Here is a 14,880-nt window from a genome sequence, read left to right as displayed (position 1 = left end):
TATCAACCTATTCCTTATTCGTATTTCGATTTGCATTCCGAAGTTTTTGGACAAGCACAATGTCACGGAAATTTATTAGTGAACGAAATATCGGTGATTAACGATCACACCAAAGCATTAGTTCGACCATTAACCGGTAATGTTATTTTAAATATCGATGCGACTAAAGCTGCTGAAACCACACAAAGTTTAAGTGAAGCCGATTGTGGAGGAAATCAAGGCGATAATTGTGTCATTTTGTCGCCCGATTTAACGCACGTAGATAAAGAAGATTCCAGCAATCTCGCCCAATCACTCTATTGGCAAAATCAACTCGATCGTTTTGAACCATTAAATTTCGAACAATTTTTAGGGACTCATAATTCAGCGGTTTCGCCTTATTATACTCATAGTAACAGTGACTATAATCTGAGTTATGGTGATCCCGATAATTATGCAACGATTACTGAACAATTAAATTCAGGATTTCGCCAAATTGAATTAGATATTGAGTGGGATCAAAATAATATTATTGAATGTCATGATCATGTTTCTTCATCCATTCAAGGAATTTTATGTGCTGGGAATGATGGCTTGATTGGCAGTGATCCTAATACTCATTACCCATTAGTCGAAATTAAAAATTGGCTGACGCAACATCCGCATCAATTAATTATTTTATTTCTAGATGTTAATTTACCCCTAACTAATCATATTAAAGAGTTAGATCAGACGCTTGCATATTTAGAACCGTATATCTTCACTCCGCAATTAGCTCAACAGTATTTTTCTGTTGCGGGTAATACTTTACCCGCTTATTTATTAAGTACCGATTCGCTAACTGAGCAATTCCACAAAAATATTATTATTGTTGCTACGAGTGATATAGCGGACATGCAAACGAGCCGTTACGTTTTCACCCGCGTATTAAAATCAAAATTAGAACCCTTGGCTGAAAAATCAGTCCATGATTTTTTAAGTAATGGTATTGCGTGTTCTGGTCTTGCCAAATATTCAGCCATTGTGCCTTTTTTTGAAAATACGCACACCAATTTAATACGGATCAATGGCGATCGCACGGTGCTGGGTTATATTAGCAGTGTCGGCAATCAATCTCCCGATTCCTATAACGATTATTTTACACCATTTAATATTGCAAATTTACAAAGCTGTCCTGTGAATATTTTAAGTATGAATATGCTCGGATACACCTGCGATTCTAATCAGTGTCAATTTCATCCGACTGATCCGCGTTTAGCAACCGTATTATGGAGTTGGCAATTAGGTTATCCTTTACAAAAAAATGGTGCAACAATCGCTTATATCGATCCAAAAGATAAACGCTTTAAGAACGATCCTTTGCAAATAGGCCAATCGTATTCTGTTTTATGTTATCAAAAACCATTAACACCGTTAACTGAACCCACGCAATCGTTAATGTGGTTTATCGTTGCCAATATGACCGTCGATAATTTAAATACCGTTAGTCAAACTGCGATGCAATTGTGTCAACAACGCGGCGGCATATTTGCAACACCCACCACCCGTTATCAATTCGATGATATGTTAACCATGCTCGGCAATGTTACTCAACCCTTATTATTAAATTATCAATACGATAAAAGCAGCAAAAAGTGGATAGCTAATTCGGGGCATTCGTTGTAGTAGCCTGGAACGGAGCGTAGCCTGGAACGGATCGCAACGTAGCCTGGAACGGAGCGCAGCGAAGATCCAGGATCGAAATTTTAAAATTTCACCAAACCCCAATCCCTTCGTAACTTATATCCAGGTTAACCAACAATAAAATCTCCCATTTAAAATTTAATACATTTTAACCTTGAGATGAAATTTAAGATTGTTTTATTTTATTGTTTTACCCTGGATCTCCGCTACGCTACGTTCCAGGCTACTTGCTACTTGCGATTAAAATTTGGAAGAAATGAGTGGTTTGAATTTTTTGGTTTACTACGATTCGGCATTGGTTTTTGAAAAATGAGCCAACATAAATTTCATCGGAAAAAATTGTTCGGCACACGTAAATTGGCTCAATGGAAAAATCGGTATTAGGCAAAACTGCCGTGTTTAATAATGAATTGGGATTACCATCGACCATCATCAATTGATCAACAATCAATTTTTGTTTTTTCTTAGCCGGCGTATTTTCATAATAATTTTGATCCCAAGTGATTGCCGCTTGCGAACCCGTTAAAATATCAAACCCATTTACCGCTACTATTTTATGATGGATTATTACCTGACACTGCTCAGAAAAATATTCACCCGGCCACCATACCCCATTGATTTGACTACGGCACACGCCAATTTGTTGACCATAGCGATTGCCTGCGCGCACAAATGCTTGCGGATGTGTCGAGCTGGTTGTCCATCTCAAACCGACTTTCTGTAAAAATATTGCATTTTCTCTAGCACGATTTTCTGCCTGCTGTTGACGCTCTAAATTAAGCTGTTGCGTGGAAGGGTAAACATAATTGTTTGCTGAAATTGAGCAAGGTTTATTTTCTAAGTGATACGTCCAATAATTATTCGCAATCACCATTACCCCAATATAAACCACCGCCAACGTAATATTGATTTTCGCTAACCAATGATACTCTTGCTTAACATTGACAAGACTCATCGCAGAATAAGCACAGCTATACAGTAATAACATTATTGTATAAATATAAGCATTGATATGTGCAAGAGTAAAATGAGGGATAGTGTTAATAAAGATAATTAAATTCAGCACTGCAAATATAGGCAATAGAAAAATAAAACCATTAACAATTTTACCAATGGTCTCACTATAGGCATGTGAAATTTTACCGTCTTGATATACAGCATTAAAGAAAATTATGCCGAGCAAAATAATCGACTGATATATAGCAGCACCGTCGTGAAGTAATTGACTTGGGCCTAGCAAACTTCTTAATAATGCGGCAGCCAAAAATAACAACGCGATAACAGCAAGAAAAGGCAGTAAATAACGAAAAATATTTAATAGTATCCAGCGTAAATTAATAATCAATTTGTCAGTTTGTCGCCCAATGGCAAGGCCTACAAAAAATAATACGGGTAAAATGAAAATTGTAAATTGTTGAGATGAAATAATCGTGCTGATGATTCCAAAATCAATAATAGAAAAAACACTGGCGGTTAATTGAATCAGTCCCCAACCTAACAATGTAAAAATCGCGGTAATAAAAAACAAACAAAATGTATTCCATACACCATTAAATAAATGTGTATAATTAAATTTAAAGCCATTATCTAAATGATACGCGTAGTGAAATGCCAAAAGCGCATAACTGATGATAATAAAATTTGGAATTAATGCAGCCGACCATTCTGAGCATCCGGCAATGGGATAACACGCGGGCAAGGCAAATAATCCAGCAGCTAAAAATGCACTGCAAAATAAACGTTTCGTGTTTCGCAAATCGTAACTTAAGGCAAAAAATAGCATAAAGGGATAAAAAAATAAGAAAAATTTGTAAGAATGGATAGCAAAATAATCGAAAATATTATTCACGCAGCCAACAATGATACCGATAATTAATAATCCCAAAAGAATGGGATGATCACGGGTTTTATCGCTTTGCATTATCTAAACTCCCTAGGCCACTTAGCATTGAAAAGCTGGGTACCTTCTAATTGAATTTTAACGACGAATAGCTTTACCATTCTACACGGGCTTAGTGCCTATTACACTCTTAAACCTTGGTCAGTATCTCCCGATATTTTGTGCCTCGCCACTCATAGACTTCTTAGCGATGCGACCGCACGATTTGCCTGCTCAAGGTTTGGAAGGAACTGGCACATCTCCCAGATAGCCTACCGAATGTAGAACACTCACTCAGTTGCTCATCAATTCATGCTCGAGTCTCAGCTTAGCTCAGTCTCAACATCTTAATTCGAAATGGCTAAAACAAAAAAACCCTAGTTTGCTTTCACAAACTAAGGGTTTTTGGGTTTAAATACGCCATCTATGTTATTAAATGCTGTGAGCAGTTAATTTATGGCGAATTATTTGGGTTAGATGATCAACGACGACCACCCATACCACCGCCGTAACCGCCACGACTTCCACGATCGCCACCGCGACCGCCACGATCATTGCGATCATTTTCGCGTGCCAAGCTCACTTTCATAGGACGACCATCTAAGTCGTTGCCATTTAATTTAACGGCAGTTTTCGCAGCATTCCCGTCTTCAAACGTAATGAATGCGAATCCTTTGGAGCGACCTGTTTCGCGGTCGGTAATCAATTTGACTTCAGCAATTTCCCCAAAGCTCACGAATGCATCGCGAAGAGCTTCAGCAGTGGTGCCATAAGAAAGATTACCAACATATATTTTATTTTGATTCATAGCTATACCTTTAAATAGAAAAAAAAACGTATTAGGAAAAGCGATCGGCAGGAGAATAGATGGCTCGAAGCAGATAACGTTTGCCTAACTTCTCAAGTATAGCTTATTTAGGCCTTCAATTTCTAGCACAATCATCGAATTTGGAGTATGGTGGAAAATTTAACCTGTCTATTGCACGAAGAAGTCAAACTCGTTATAATGCGCATTCTGTAAATATGGTAATTGATTTCTATCTCGAGTTCGCTAGAACATTGCATTAAATCCAATTCCGCTTACAATCATCCGGCAAGTTCTGAGTGTTATTCAGGCGAGTCCGGTATTATAACGTTTATATATTAGGACACAGTATGAATAACTTCGAAACTTTAGGTCTCGCGCCTAGCCTATTGACTGCCTTAACTGAATTAGGTTTTACAACCCCTTCGCCAGTCCAAGAACACAGCATTCCCATTTTGCTCGCCAATCATAATTTACTCGGCCAAGCTCAAACGGGTACGGGTAAAACGGCCGCTTTTGGTTTACCTATTTTAACCAAACTCGATCTCTCCTCGAAAAAACCACAAGCATTAATTTTAACTCCCACACGTGAATTAGCCCTGCAAGTGGCCGAAGCTTTGCAAAGCTACGCTAAACACATGGCAGGTTTCCAAGTAGCAGCAATTTATGGCGGCCAATCCTATTATACCCAGATGAAATCATTAGAACGCGGCGTTCACATTATTGTTGGCACGCCTGGTCGTTTAATGGATTTAATCCGCCGCGGCAAAGTAGATTTCAGTCAATTAAAAACCTTAGTACTCGATGAAGCCGATGAAATGCTGAATATGGGATTCATTGACGATGTGGAATGGATTTTAGAACAAATTCCAACCGAACATCAAACCGCATTATTTTCTGCAACGATGTCGCCTGCCATTCAAAAAGTTGTCGATAAATATATTCCGCAAGCTAAAAAAGTAAAAATTCAAGCAAAAACAGAAACCGCTTCTACTATCGAACAAATGTATACGATTGTTCCGAGCTCACAAAAACTAGAAGCTCTTACGCGCTTTTTAGAATGGGAAGAATTCGATGGCATTTTAATTTTCACCCGCACTAAAATGATGTGCTCAGAATTAGCGGAAAAATTAGCGGCTTGTGGTTACTTTGCCGCAGCCATCAATGGCGACTTAAGCCAAGATCTCCGTGAAAAAGTCATTAGCCGTTTAAAAAATAAAACCTTAGATATCGTCGTGGCAACCGAAGTGGCTGCGCGAGGTTTAGATGTGGATCGCATCAGTCACGTCATTAACTACGATATTCCGTTCGATCCAGAATCCTATATTCACCGTATTGGCCGCACAGGTCGTGCAGGTCGCGCGGGTAAAGCTATCTTATTTGTCGAACCGCGTGAACGCCGTTTATTATCCATGATCGAACGGATCACCAAACAACCACTAGTGCAAGTGAATCCTCCTTCGCTGGCTGATTTAAGTCAAAAGCGTATTGAAAAATTTACTAAACAAATTCACACCACCCTCACCCAAGAAAATTTAACGCCCTATCGCGAATTAATCTGTAAAATTACTGAAGAACAATCGCATTCGGCCTTAGACATTGCGAGTGCTTTAGCTTTTTTATCGAAAAAAATTAACTTCAATCAAAAATTTGAACAAGATCCTTTGGCGAAAAAACATCACGCCTCTGATTTTCATCCTGCTGAACGTTCAGGAAAAAAGTCTTTCTCCCGTCAAGAATCACGCGGACGCGATCGTTTTACCGATGATAGCGATTTAGTTCGCTGCCGAATTGATGTGGGTCGCGAACACGGTTTGCAACCCAGCGATGTCGTGGGTTTAATTGCCAATCGCAGTGGAGTTAAGCGTAATGCCATCGGCAGAATTAGCATTCAAGCGACGCATAGTTTTGTCGACGTCTCGAGCGAACATTTGCAAAAAATCATTAAAGCTACTTTTTCGGTCAAATTAAAAAAACAACAATTTGGCATTAAACCAATTCAAGAAAGTGGATCATTTTCTCAGAATAAAAATAAAAAATATCGCGAACGCGCTTAACACTGACTACAACAGTTACCCGAACTTAACCATTTCCACTAGAAATAATAAAGTTTGGGTAACTACTCAATGACACTTACTTTTTATTTTCTAAGATCTCCCAACGATCATACAATTGGTTTAATTGATGTTCTTTGGTTTGCAACAATGCCGTCAATTGATCTAATCGTGGTTTATTGGCATTTTCATATAAACTATTATCAGCCAAATCCACCTGCAATTGTTGAATGTCTTTTTCTAATTTACTAATCTTGTCGGGGATTTTGCCTAACTCTTTTTGTTCTTCATACTCTAATTTGGATTTATTAATTTTAACAGGCGCAGCTAAGCCCAGTTTTTTTTCAGTGGCCTTCACCGTAGATTTAGCCTGTGTTTGCCGCAAATAATCATCATAGCCCCCCACATATTCTTGAATATGGCCGTTATTTTCAAATACCAGCGTACTGGTTACAACATTATTAATTAATTCCCGATCGTGACTGACCAATAAAATAGTGCCATTAAAATTGACTAATAATGCTTCTAATAATTCTAAGGTTTCCACATCCAAATCATTGCTGGGTTCATCGAGCACTAAAAAATTGGCAGGCTTAGTGAATAACTTTGCTAGCAACAATCGATTACGCTCACCACCCGATAAACTCCCAGCGGGACTCAATGCGCGTTCGGGTGCAAATAAAAATTGTTGCAAATAACCCATGATATGCGTGGTTTTTCCAGCAAATTCGACATGACTCTGTCCTTGCGCAACATTATCTAACACGCTTTGCTCATCATCAATTTGTTGACGTAATTGATCAAAATACAAAATATCTAAATTTGTCCCTAATTTAACTTTGCCCGTTTGCGTGGGTAATTCTTTTAGTAATATTTTAATTAACGTTGTTTTACCACAGCCATTCGATCCAATAATCCCAATTTTATCGCCGCGCATAATATCGATGGAAAATGCTTGAATGATGGGTGATGATGAATACGCATAGGTAATATTTTCTGCATTGATTACACTCTGGCCGGAATTTTGTGCGCTAGTCAGGTTTAAATTAACCGTACCTATTTTTGCGCGACGATTGGCGCGTTGACGACGCATGGCTTCCAAGGCGCGCACTCGTCCTTCGTTACGCGTACGCCGAGCTTTAATGCCCTGGCGGATCCACACTTCTTCTTGTTGTAGTTTTTTATCAAAACGAGCCTGTTCTTTTTCTTCTGCTTGTAAATAGTCTTGTTTGCGTTGCACGTAATCATCGTAACCGCACTGCCAAGTGGTTAATTTCCCTCGATCGAGATCGAACACTTGCGTCGCTAAGTGCCGCGTAAATTGACGATCGTGACTGACAAATAACAATGTGCCTTGATAAGTTAATAAAATTTGTTCTAAAAAATCGATGGCTTGAATATCAAGATGATTCGTTGGCTCATCGAGTAATAATAAATTGGGTTCTGTTATCCAGGCTTGCGCTAATAGCACGCGGCGTTTCAAACCACCCGATAAATCATTGAATGCTTTATCGCCCGCTAATTGAAAAAAATCTAAGGTTTTTTCTACCCGTGCAGCAATTTCCCAGCTTTCGCATTGTTCTTCTAATGGTTTTGCAATAATACTGGAGACACTATCTTGAATATTGGGTACCGATTGCAATAAGTAGCTGACTCTTGTCCCACTTTTAAATTCAATTTTTCCGGCATCCGCTTGCAGTTGGTTTGCTAATAATTTTAAAAATGAAGATTTACCTTCACCATTACGCCCCACCAAAGCAATGCGCTGCCCTTCGGGGATCACGGTATCGACGTGGTCTAGCAAAGGTTTTAACCCAAACGCTAAATAAATTTCTTTTAAACGAACTAACACTATACGCTACTCTCAATTATTTTTATTATTGTGCATGATTAATAATAAAATTAATAGTCTTATACCATGTTCGAGATTATTTAGGGAATTTCAAAGCAAATTCGTATAATACCTTCTTTTTAATCCCGGTGATTTTTTCAGTTAATTGGCACGCTTGTTTTAAGGGCAATTCTTCCCGTAGGGTGAATAATATTTTTTGAGTTGCCTTATCAATGGTTGAGGGTTGTTTTTCCAGGGCTGAAATTAACAATACGAACTCACCTTTTTGTTGATTGTTATCGGCAATAACCTGGTCTAATAAGGAGGTAGTACTACCACTTAAAAATGTTTCAAAATTTTTAGTCAGTTCGCGCGCTATGATCATCTTACGCTCTGCACCCAATATTTTTACACAATCTTGCAGTGAATCGACAATCCGATGCGGAGATTCGTAGTAGACAGTTGTCACATTCAACGCTGCGTATTCTTGCAAACGTTGTTGGCGTGCCTGTGTTTTAGGCGGTAAAAAGCCGCCGAAAAAAAATTGATCCGCTGCCAAACCCGAAGCCGATAACGCACTCACGACGGCACACGCACCCGGAATAGGAATAACCTGATATCCTTGCTCACGCACGCGCGCCACTAAGCCCGCACCCGGATCGCTAATTCCTGGCGTACCGGCATCGCTAATATAGGCAATGCTTTGCCCGTCTTGTAGCTGCTTGACGATAGCATCCACGCGTAATTGTTCGTTATGTTGATGCAGCGAATGCAAGGGTTTTTGAATGCCAAAGTGCTGTAATAAAATTCGTGAGTGCCGCGTATCTTCGGCATAAATCGCACTAACCTCTTTTAAAACCTGCAAAGCACGCAAACTAATATCATTGAGATTGCCAATGGGTGTGGCCACGATATAAAGTGAGGCGGGTGTATACAAAATTCAATCTCCTGCTTGCTTGTCCAAAACGGTAGAAGTAACATTAGCGCTTTAGCATAAAGCAAGGCTTCATCATGAAACAAGTTTATCACGCATGTTTACTGATTTTGGTATTTTTTATCACGGGTTGCAGTCCTATGAGTTCCGCTCTACCCTCCTCGCAAGCTCGAGGCGCCAGCAATGCCATCGTCCCCAAACAGACACCACAAAAAATTGCCCTACTCTTACCCTTAACCGGTGCAGTTGCGGGTCAAGCACGGGCGGTTGAAAATGGCTTTTTTGCAGCATTTTACCAAGCCAAAACTACCTCGCATACCAATGCTAATATCGATGTCATCGATACTAATGGCAAAAACATTGTGGATGTTTATCAACAAGCCGTGCAAAAAGGTGCTGATGTAGTCGTAGGCCCTCTATTAAAAAATGATGTGCAAGCCTTGGCGGCCAGTGGCAAAATCACTGTGCCCACTCTAGCATTAAATGCCATCGATTCCGCAGAAAATAATAGCCTGTATGAATTTAGTTTATCTCCAGAAGATGAAGCCACTCAAGTGGCAAGTCGTGCTTTTAGCAGTGGTTATCGTCGCGCTTTAGTGATTGTGCCAGCGGGTAGTTGGGGAGCTGGAATTTCCCAAGCGTTTGCCAATCGTTGGCAAGCTTTAGGCGGTAATGTCGTCGATACCTTAAATATCAATCGCAATCAAGTATTATCTACCGCCATTCGCGATTTCTTAAAATTTAATGGTAGCGTGCGCAATGAAAATAATAGTAACGTCGCCCCCGATCACAGCACCCGCCGCCAAGATTTCGACGTTGTTTTCATGGCAGTTTCCCCCACGGCAGCGCGCCAAATTAAACCCTTATTGAATTTTTATTTCGCGGGCAATATTCCTGTTTACGCCACCTCGTTAATTTATAGTGGCGTACCGAATGCGAATGGCGATAAAGATTTAAACGGCGTAATTTTTGCCGACATGCCTTGGGCCATTCAAGGAAAAAATTTAAATCAATCTTCACCCCGTTTATACGCCTTTGGCGAAGATGCTTACGCCCTCATCAATCAATTAAGTGCACTGGCCAATGGCAGCAGCATCACGGGTGAAACAGGACAATTATATTTAGCACCCAATATGCAAATTCAACGCGTATTATCTTTTGGCCAATTCAATCAAGGGATCGCCCAACCTTCGGCGTAATCTACGAGCACGTATTAAACGATAGGTTTAGCATCGTCTAATACGTTTGCTCAGTACTCAACACCATTGGATTCAGGAATTTCGCACCTGTGTGAGATTCCTGGAATTAAAACTAAATTACTCCGTTAAAAATGCCAAAGAGTGTATTTCTGAACATTTGCAACGACTCGCATTTTAATATCTCCCACCCTATGCTCAAACTTCGTGCAATCACTTTGAGAATTTCCATGACAAACACCTCACGCCATACTGGCAATTATTATGAAAAAATAGCCGCGGATTTTCTAATCCGCCACGGACTCACCCTAACCCACTATCATTATCAATGCCGCGGTGGCGAAATCGATTTAATCATGCAAGATGGTGACTATTTGGTATTTGTTGAAGTTCGCTATCGCGAACAAGGCGGCAGTTTAGAAAGTATCGATCTTCATAAACAACGTCATTTACTATTGTGTGCGGAACATTATTTACTGCAAAATAATCTATTCGATAAAACACCGTGCCGATTTGATGTAATTGCGATTGACGGCTCTCACATCGAATGGATCAAAAATGCTATTGAACAATAAAGCATGGTGACTATTTGCTATGTGAAGACCGATCTCGTGATTTTTTGAGCACTAGAGTGAAACTTCCTGAAGTAAATAAGCAGGCGCGTATGCTTGCATGAATTTGACAATGATGGGTATCAAAATTTCATGCTCATTTTGCATTGGACAGGAGTTGGGTTGGAGTCTTGGTGAAATTTTTGGTAAACTTGCGCCCCAATACACACTGATGGGTAATGGTATGGAATCAGCAGTTGAACGGGTTAAACATGCTTTTAGCGAAAGTATTCAAACTAAAATTAATACAATCGAACAATTAGCCGAGGAAATTGCACAAGCAAGCCAATTATTCGCCGATGCTTTAGTCGCTGGCCACAAAATTTTAAGCTGTGGCAATGGTGGATCGGCTGCCGATGCGCAACATTTCGCGGGTGAAATGTTAAACCGCTTTGAAGTAGAACGTCCAAGCTTGCCGGCACTCGCTTTAACCACAGATACTTCAACGTTAACCGCCATTGCCAACGATTATAGTTACAATGAAGTCTTTGCCAAACAAATTCGCGCGCTCGGTCAAGCGGGCGATTGTTTACTCGCCATTTCTACCAGTGGCAATTCACCCAATGTCATTGCCGCCATTCAAGCGGCACATGAACGCAGCATGATCGTGGTTGCTTTAACGGGTCGTGAAGGTGGAGATATTGCCGCACTCTTGCATCCGCAAGATATCGAATTACGCGTGCCGGCGCAAAGCACACCGCGCATTCAAGAAACGCATTTATTAATCATTCATTGTTTATGTGATTTAATTGATCATCATTTATTTGGAGCAGGCTAATATCATGAAAAAAATAATTGTCAGTTTATTAATTGCACTTTCATTACAAGGTTGTGTTGCAGTGTTTGTGGCGGGTGCAGCTGCAGGTGGTTTAATGGTCTATGATCGTCGTAGTATCAAAACCTTTACACAAGATAATCAAATTCAATCCGAAGTGTTTAATCGCGTTAACCAAATTCCTGCCGTTAAAAATCAATGTCATGTGGTGGTTGCTGCCTTTAATCACGCAGTATTAATCACAGGCCAAGTACCAAACCCTGAGTTAAATTCGCAAATCTTAGAAATTGCGCGCACGACTCCTATGGTAAGACATGTGTATAACGAACTAGAAGCCATTGCGCCAACCTCTTCTATCACACGTACCAGCGATTCGTGGATCACCACTAAAGTACGTTCGATGATGTTAAGTCGCAAAGGTTTAAGCTCCAGTCAAATTAAAGTCGTCACCGAAAATGGGGTGGTGTATTTAATGGGAATCGTCACAGCAAACCAAGCCAATTTAGCTGTGGATACGGCAAGACGAGTGGCTGGCGTGCAAAAAGTGGTAAAACTTTTTGAATACAACAATGGTTAAATATTGTATTGCGGTGATCTGGGCAATTAATTTGTGTGCCTGCTCTACGGTGTTTACGGCAGCAAATAGTGTCTATCACCGCAATAGTTTACTCGATAGTATTAAAACTATTCATATTAATCATCGAATTAATGTCTTAATTTACCAACATCCAGCATTGCATCGTGCGAATGTCAATGCCACCACCTTCGATCATGACGTATTACTCACTGGCCAAGTTCCTACTTTGCAATTAAAACAAGAGGCACAACAATTAGCGCAACACGTAAGTGGAGTGAGTGAAGTGATCAATTATTTACGGATTGCACCGAATGTTGATAATGCCACCGAAGTTCACGATAATTGGCTAACCACCAAAATTAAAACCCAAATTATCGCTAACGATACTTTGCACCCAGATCAAATTAAAATTATTAGTGAAAATGGCGAAGTATTTTTATTCGGTATCATGACACGTGAAGAAGCCGATATTGCCCTGCGCATTGCTAAAAATACTCAAGGTGTAAAAAAGGTCATTCCAGTGTTTCGCTATATACGGGTTGATAGAGCTTATGATGAATCTCATTCATGAATTTAAAAAAAGTGTCTCCCTCGAACAAATTCTTACCGAAAAAAGCGAATTAATTCCGTATTCATTTGATTACAGTGGCAAACACTGTTTACCACTTGCCGTAATTTTAGTGCATTCGCATGAAGAGGTGGTGAATATTGTAAAAACGTGTGCGGAGCACGCCATCCCCATTGTCGCACGCGGTCGCGGTACGGGTACGCCAGGAGGAGCCGTTCCGGTTGGCAATGGTATTGTTTTATCGTTTGAGCGCATGCAAACCATTATTCATATTGATCCTGCAAATCGAGTCATGCAAGCTGAAACGGGCGTCTTAAATAGTGAAATTCAACATGCCGCACAAGCACACGGATTTTTTTGGGCACCCGATCCGTCTAGTTTTCAAGCGTGCACCTTAGGCGGAAATTTAGCCTATAATTCAGCAGGCCCCCGCGCACTGAAATACGGCAGCACGCGCGAAAATGTGTTGGGTTTAACCGCTGTTACTGGCACGGGTGAAACCATCACCTGTGGCGTCTATACCACGAAAGGAGTTGTTGGTTATGATTTAACGCGTTTAATTATTGGTTCTGAAGGCACCCTCGCTTTAATTACCAAAGCGACGTTAAAATTATTACCACTGCCCCAGACGAAAATCTGTTTACAATTATTCTATCAATCCTTAGAAGAAGCCACGCACGCGGTGAGTGCTATTATGGCGCAACCCGTTATACCGTATGCCTTAGAATTTATCGATGATTTTGCGTTGCAATTAATTCGTGAAAATACCACTGTCGAAATACCCGCAAACGCAGCAGCCATGCTCATGATCGAACTCGATGGCCTGCCCTCGATGATGAACGATGCGGTGCAATCGATTTATACGGCAGCGAATCATGCGGGTTTACTCGTTTTTAAACACGCGACTGCAAAAAAAGACGTGGAACAACTTTGGCAAGCCAGACGATCGCTTTCGCCAATTTTACGCAGCATTTCGCCAAAAAAAATTAGTGAAGATATTGTGGTACCCGTCTCACGCTTAGCGGATTTTGTTCGTTTCACCCAAACGTTATCGCAAAAATACCAAATTAAAATGGTGAACTATGGTCATGCGGGTAACGGCAATATTCACGCTAATATTTTAATTGATGAACATAATCCTCATCATTGGCAACAGGTTAATCCTTTGTTAACTGAGTTATTCGATTATGTGTTATCAATCCAGGGCACGCTTTCGGGTGAACATGGCGTGGGTCTTGAAAAACGCGACTTTATTGCCAAAGAATTAGATCACAATGCTCTTAAGTTAATGCGTGCGATTAAACAACAATTCGATCCCTTTAATATTTTAAATCCTGGAAAATTATTACCCGATGAACACTAAATCACTCATTATTCGTGAATTTGATTTACTCGACTACGCCACCGCATTCAACGATATGCGGGTATTTACCGAAACGCGCGATGAAAATACACCGGATGAATTATGGTTTTTACAACACCCTGCCGTTTTTACGCAGGGGATGAATGGAAAACCGGAGCATATTTTAAATACGACCCACATTCCCATTATTCAAACCGATCGTGGTGGACAAATCACTTATCACGGACCCGGCCAATTAGTGATTTATCCCTTATTTGATTTACGTCGCACGCAATTAGGCGTGCGCAACCTCGTTAGTCAATTAGAAAATATCGTAATTGATTTATTAAGCGAATTTAACATTTCTGCTGTTGCTAACGCGAATGCGCGTGGCGTTTATGTCAATGGTGCAAAAATCGCCTCGATTGGTTTACGCATCAAACGGCATTGTTCGTATCATGGCGTGGCCTTAAATGTCAATATGGATTTAACCCCATTTGCCGAGATTAACCCCTGCGGCTATCACGGCCTTAAAATGACCCAAATCGCCGATTTTAATCCGCAGGTCAAGGTAAAATCCGTAATTGAAAAAATAAAACCTATGTTTATGGAGCGTTTTGGTTATTGCTGAATTAGAAATTCATGC

Annotated in this window: 13 protein-coding genes; 9 read left to right on the top strand and 4 right to left on the bottom strand. The window is 40.3% G+C overall.

Annotated features, from left to right (window positions below; all coding sequences use genetic code 11):
* A partial coding sequence (locus KIT27_09110; GenBank protein MCW5589805.1) for a hypothetical protein occupies window positions 1–1,644 on the top strand: 1,644 nt, incomplete at its 5' end.
* Window positions 1,645–1,885: 241 nt separating this feature from the next.
* Here KIT27_09110 and KIT27_09105 read toward each other — a convergent pair.
* Window positions 1,886–3,583 carry a hypothetical protein gene (locus tag KIT27_09105; protein MCW5589804.1) on the bottom strand — a complete coding sequence of 566 codons (1,698 nt, stop codon included), beginning with the start codon at window positions 3,581–3,583 and terminating at the stop codon, window positions 1,886–1,888.
* Between the two features lie 439 nt (window positions 3,584–4,022).
* A complete protein-coding gene (locus KIT27_09100) occupies window positions 4,023–4,349 on the bottom strand; it encodes an RNA-binding protein (protein MCW5589803.1) in 327 nt (108 codons plus the stop codon).
* Between the two features lie 347 nt (window positions 4,350–4,696).
* On the opposite strand from KIT27_09100, the gene KIT27_09095 reads away from it, so the two are divergent.
* Window positions 4,697–6,403 carry a DEAD/DEAH box helicase gene (locus tag KIT27_09095; protein MCW5589802.1) on the top strand — a complete coding sequence of 569 codons (1,707 nt, stop codon included), beginning with the start codon at window positions 4,697–4,699 and terminating at the stop codon, window positions 6,401–6,403.
* Between the two features lie 76 nt (window positions 6,404–6,479).
* Here KIT27_09095 and KIT27_09090 read toward each other — a convergent pair whose 3' ends face one another.
* Both KIT27_09090 and rsmI read right to left on the bottom strand, forming a co-directional pair.
* Window positions 6,480–8,252 (bottom strand): ATP-binding cassette domain-containing protein, encoded by a 1,773-nt coding sequence (locus tag KIT27_09090; GenBank protein MCW5589801.1) that lies wholly within the window; start codon window positions 8,250–8,252, stop codon window positions 6,480–6,482.
* Between the two features lie 76 nt (window positions 8,253–8,328).
* On the bottom strand, window positions 8,329–9,168 hold the full coding sequence (gene rsmI, locus KIT27_09085) for a 16S rRNA (cytidine(1402)-2'-O)-methyltransferase (GenBank protein MCW5589800.1): 840 nt from the start codon (window positions 9,166–9,168) through the stop codon (window positions 8,329–8,331).
* 74 nt (window positions 9,169–9,242) lie between these two features.
* Between rsmI and KIT27_09080 the strand changes: the two genes are divergently transcribed.
* The 7 genes from KIT27_09080 to lipB all read left to right on the top strand — a co-directional run bounded on the left by KIT27_09080 (window position 9,243) and on the right by lipB (window position 14,865).
* The gene (locus KIT27_09080; GenBank protein ID MCW5589799.1) at window positions 9,243–10,364 is read left to right on the top strand and encodes a penicillin-binding protein activator; all 1,122 of its coding nucleotides are present in this window, start codon (window positions 9,243–9,245) and stop codon (window positions 10,362–10,364) included.
* Between the two features lie 227 nt (window positions 10,365–10,591).
* The gene (locus KIT27_09075; GenBank protein ID MCW5589798.1) at window positions 10,592–10,936 is read left to right on the top strand and encodes a YraN family protein; all 345 of its coding nucleotides are present in this window, start codon (window positions 10,592–10,594) and stop codon (window positions 10,934–10,936) included.
* A gap of 220 nt (window positions 10,937–11,156) precedes the next feature.
* Window positions 11,157–11,750 carry a phosphoheptose isomerase gene (locus KIT27_09070; GenBank protein MCW5589797.1) on the top strand — a complete coding sequence of 198 codons (594 nt, stop codon included), beginning with the start codon at window positions 11,157–11,159 and terminating at the stop codon, window positions 11,748–11,750.
* A gap of 4 nt (window positions 11,751–11,754) precedes the next feature.
* On the top strand, window positions 11,755–12,324 hold the full coding sequence (locus tag KIT27_09065) for a BON domain-containing protein (GenBank protein MCW5589796.1): 570 nt from the start codon (window positions 11,755–11,757) through the stop codon (window positions 12,322–12,324).
* Entirely contained in the window at window positions 12,305–12,895 is a 591-nt protein-coding gene (locus tag KIT27_09060) for a BON domain-containing protein (GenBank protein ID MCW5589795.1), read from the top strand. Before KIT27_09065 ends, KIT27_09060 begins: the two co-directional genes overlap by 20 nt.
* Window positions 12,876–14,255 (top strand): FAD-binding protein, encoded by a 1,380-nt coding sequence (locus tag KIT27_09055; protein ID MCW5589794.1) that lies wholly within the window; start codon window positions 12,876–12,878, stop codon window positions 14,253–14,255. The genes KIT27_09060 and KIT27_09055 overlap by 20 nt, the downstream gene beginning before the upstream one ends.
* A complete protein-coding gene (gene lipB / locus KIT27_09050) occupies window positions 14,245–14,865 on the top strand; it encodes a lipoyl(octanoyl) transferase LipB (GenBank protein MCW5589793.1) in 621 nt (206 codons plus the stop codon). The genes KIT27_09055 and lipB overlap by 11 nt, the downstream gene beginning before the upstream one ends.
* Window positions 14,866–14,880: the final 15 nt, after the last annotated feature.

It is taken from the genome of Legionellales bacterium, assembly GCA_026125385.1.
Classification (GTDB): Bacteria; Pseudomonadota; Gammaproteobacteria; order JAHCLG01; family JAHCLG01; genus JAHCLG01.
This window is presented reverse-complemented; position numbering and strand designations above follow the sequence as displayed.

Excerpts from the sequence above, each read along its gene's own strand:
- KIT27_09105 (MCW5589804.1), bottom strand. The coding sequence starts at position 3,583 with ATGCAAAGCGATAAAACCCGTGATCATCCCATTCTTTTGGGATTATTA.
- KIT27_09100 (MCW5589803.1), bottom strand. The coding sequence starts at position 4,349 with ATGAATCAAAATAAAATATATGTTGGTAATCTTTCTTATGGCACCACT.
- KIT27_09095 (MCW5589802.1), top strand. The coding sequence starts at position 4,697 with ATGAATAACTTCGAAACTTTAGGTCTCGCGCCTAGCCTATTGACTGCC.
- KIT27_09080 (MCW5589799.1), top strand. The coding sequence starts at position 9,243 with ATGAAACAAGTTTATCACGCATGTTTACTGATTTTGGTATTTTTTATC.
- KIT27_09075 (MCW5589798.1), top strand. The coding sequence starts at position 10,592 with ATGACAAACACCTCACGCCATACTGGCAATTATTATGAAAAAATAGCC.
- KIT27_09070 (MCW5589797.1), top strand. The coding sequence starts at position 11,157 with ATGGAATCAGCAGTTGAACGGGTTAAACATGCTTTTAGCGAAAGTATT.
- KIT27_09065 (MCW5589796.1), top strand. The coding sequence starts at position 11,755 with ATGAAAAAAATAATTGTCAGTTTATTAATTGCACTTTCATTACAAGGT.
- KIT27_09055 (MCW5589794.1), top strand. The coding sequence starts at position 12,876 with ATGATGAATCTCATTCATGAATTTAAAAAAAGTGTCTCCCTCGAACAA.
- lipB (MCW5589793.1), top strand. The coding sequence starts at position 14,245 with ATGAACACTAAATCACTCATTATTCGTGAATTTGATTTACTCGACTAC.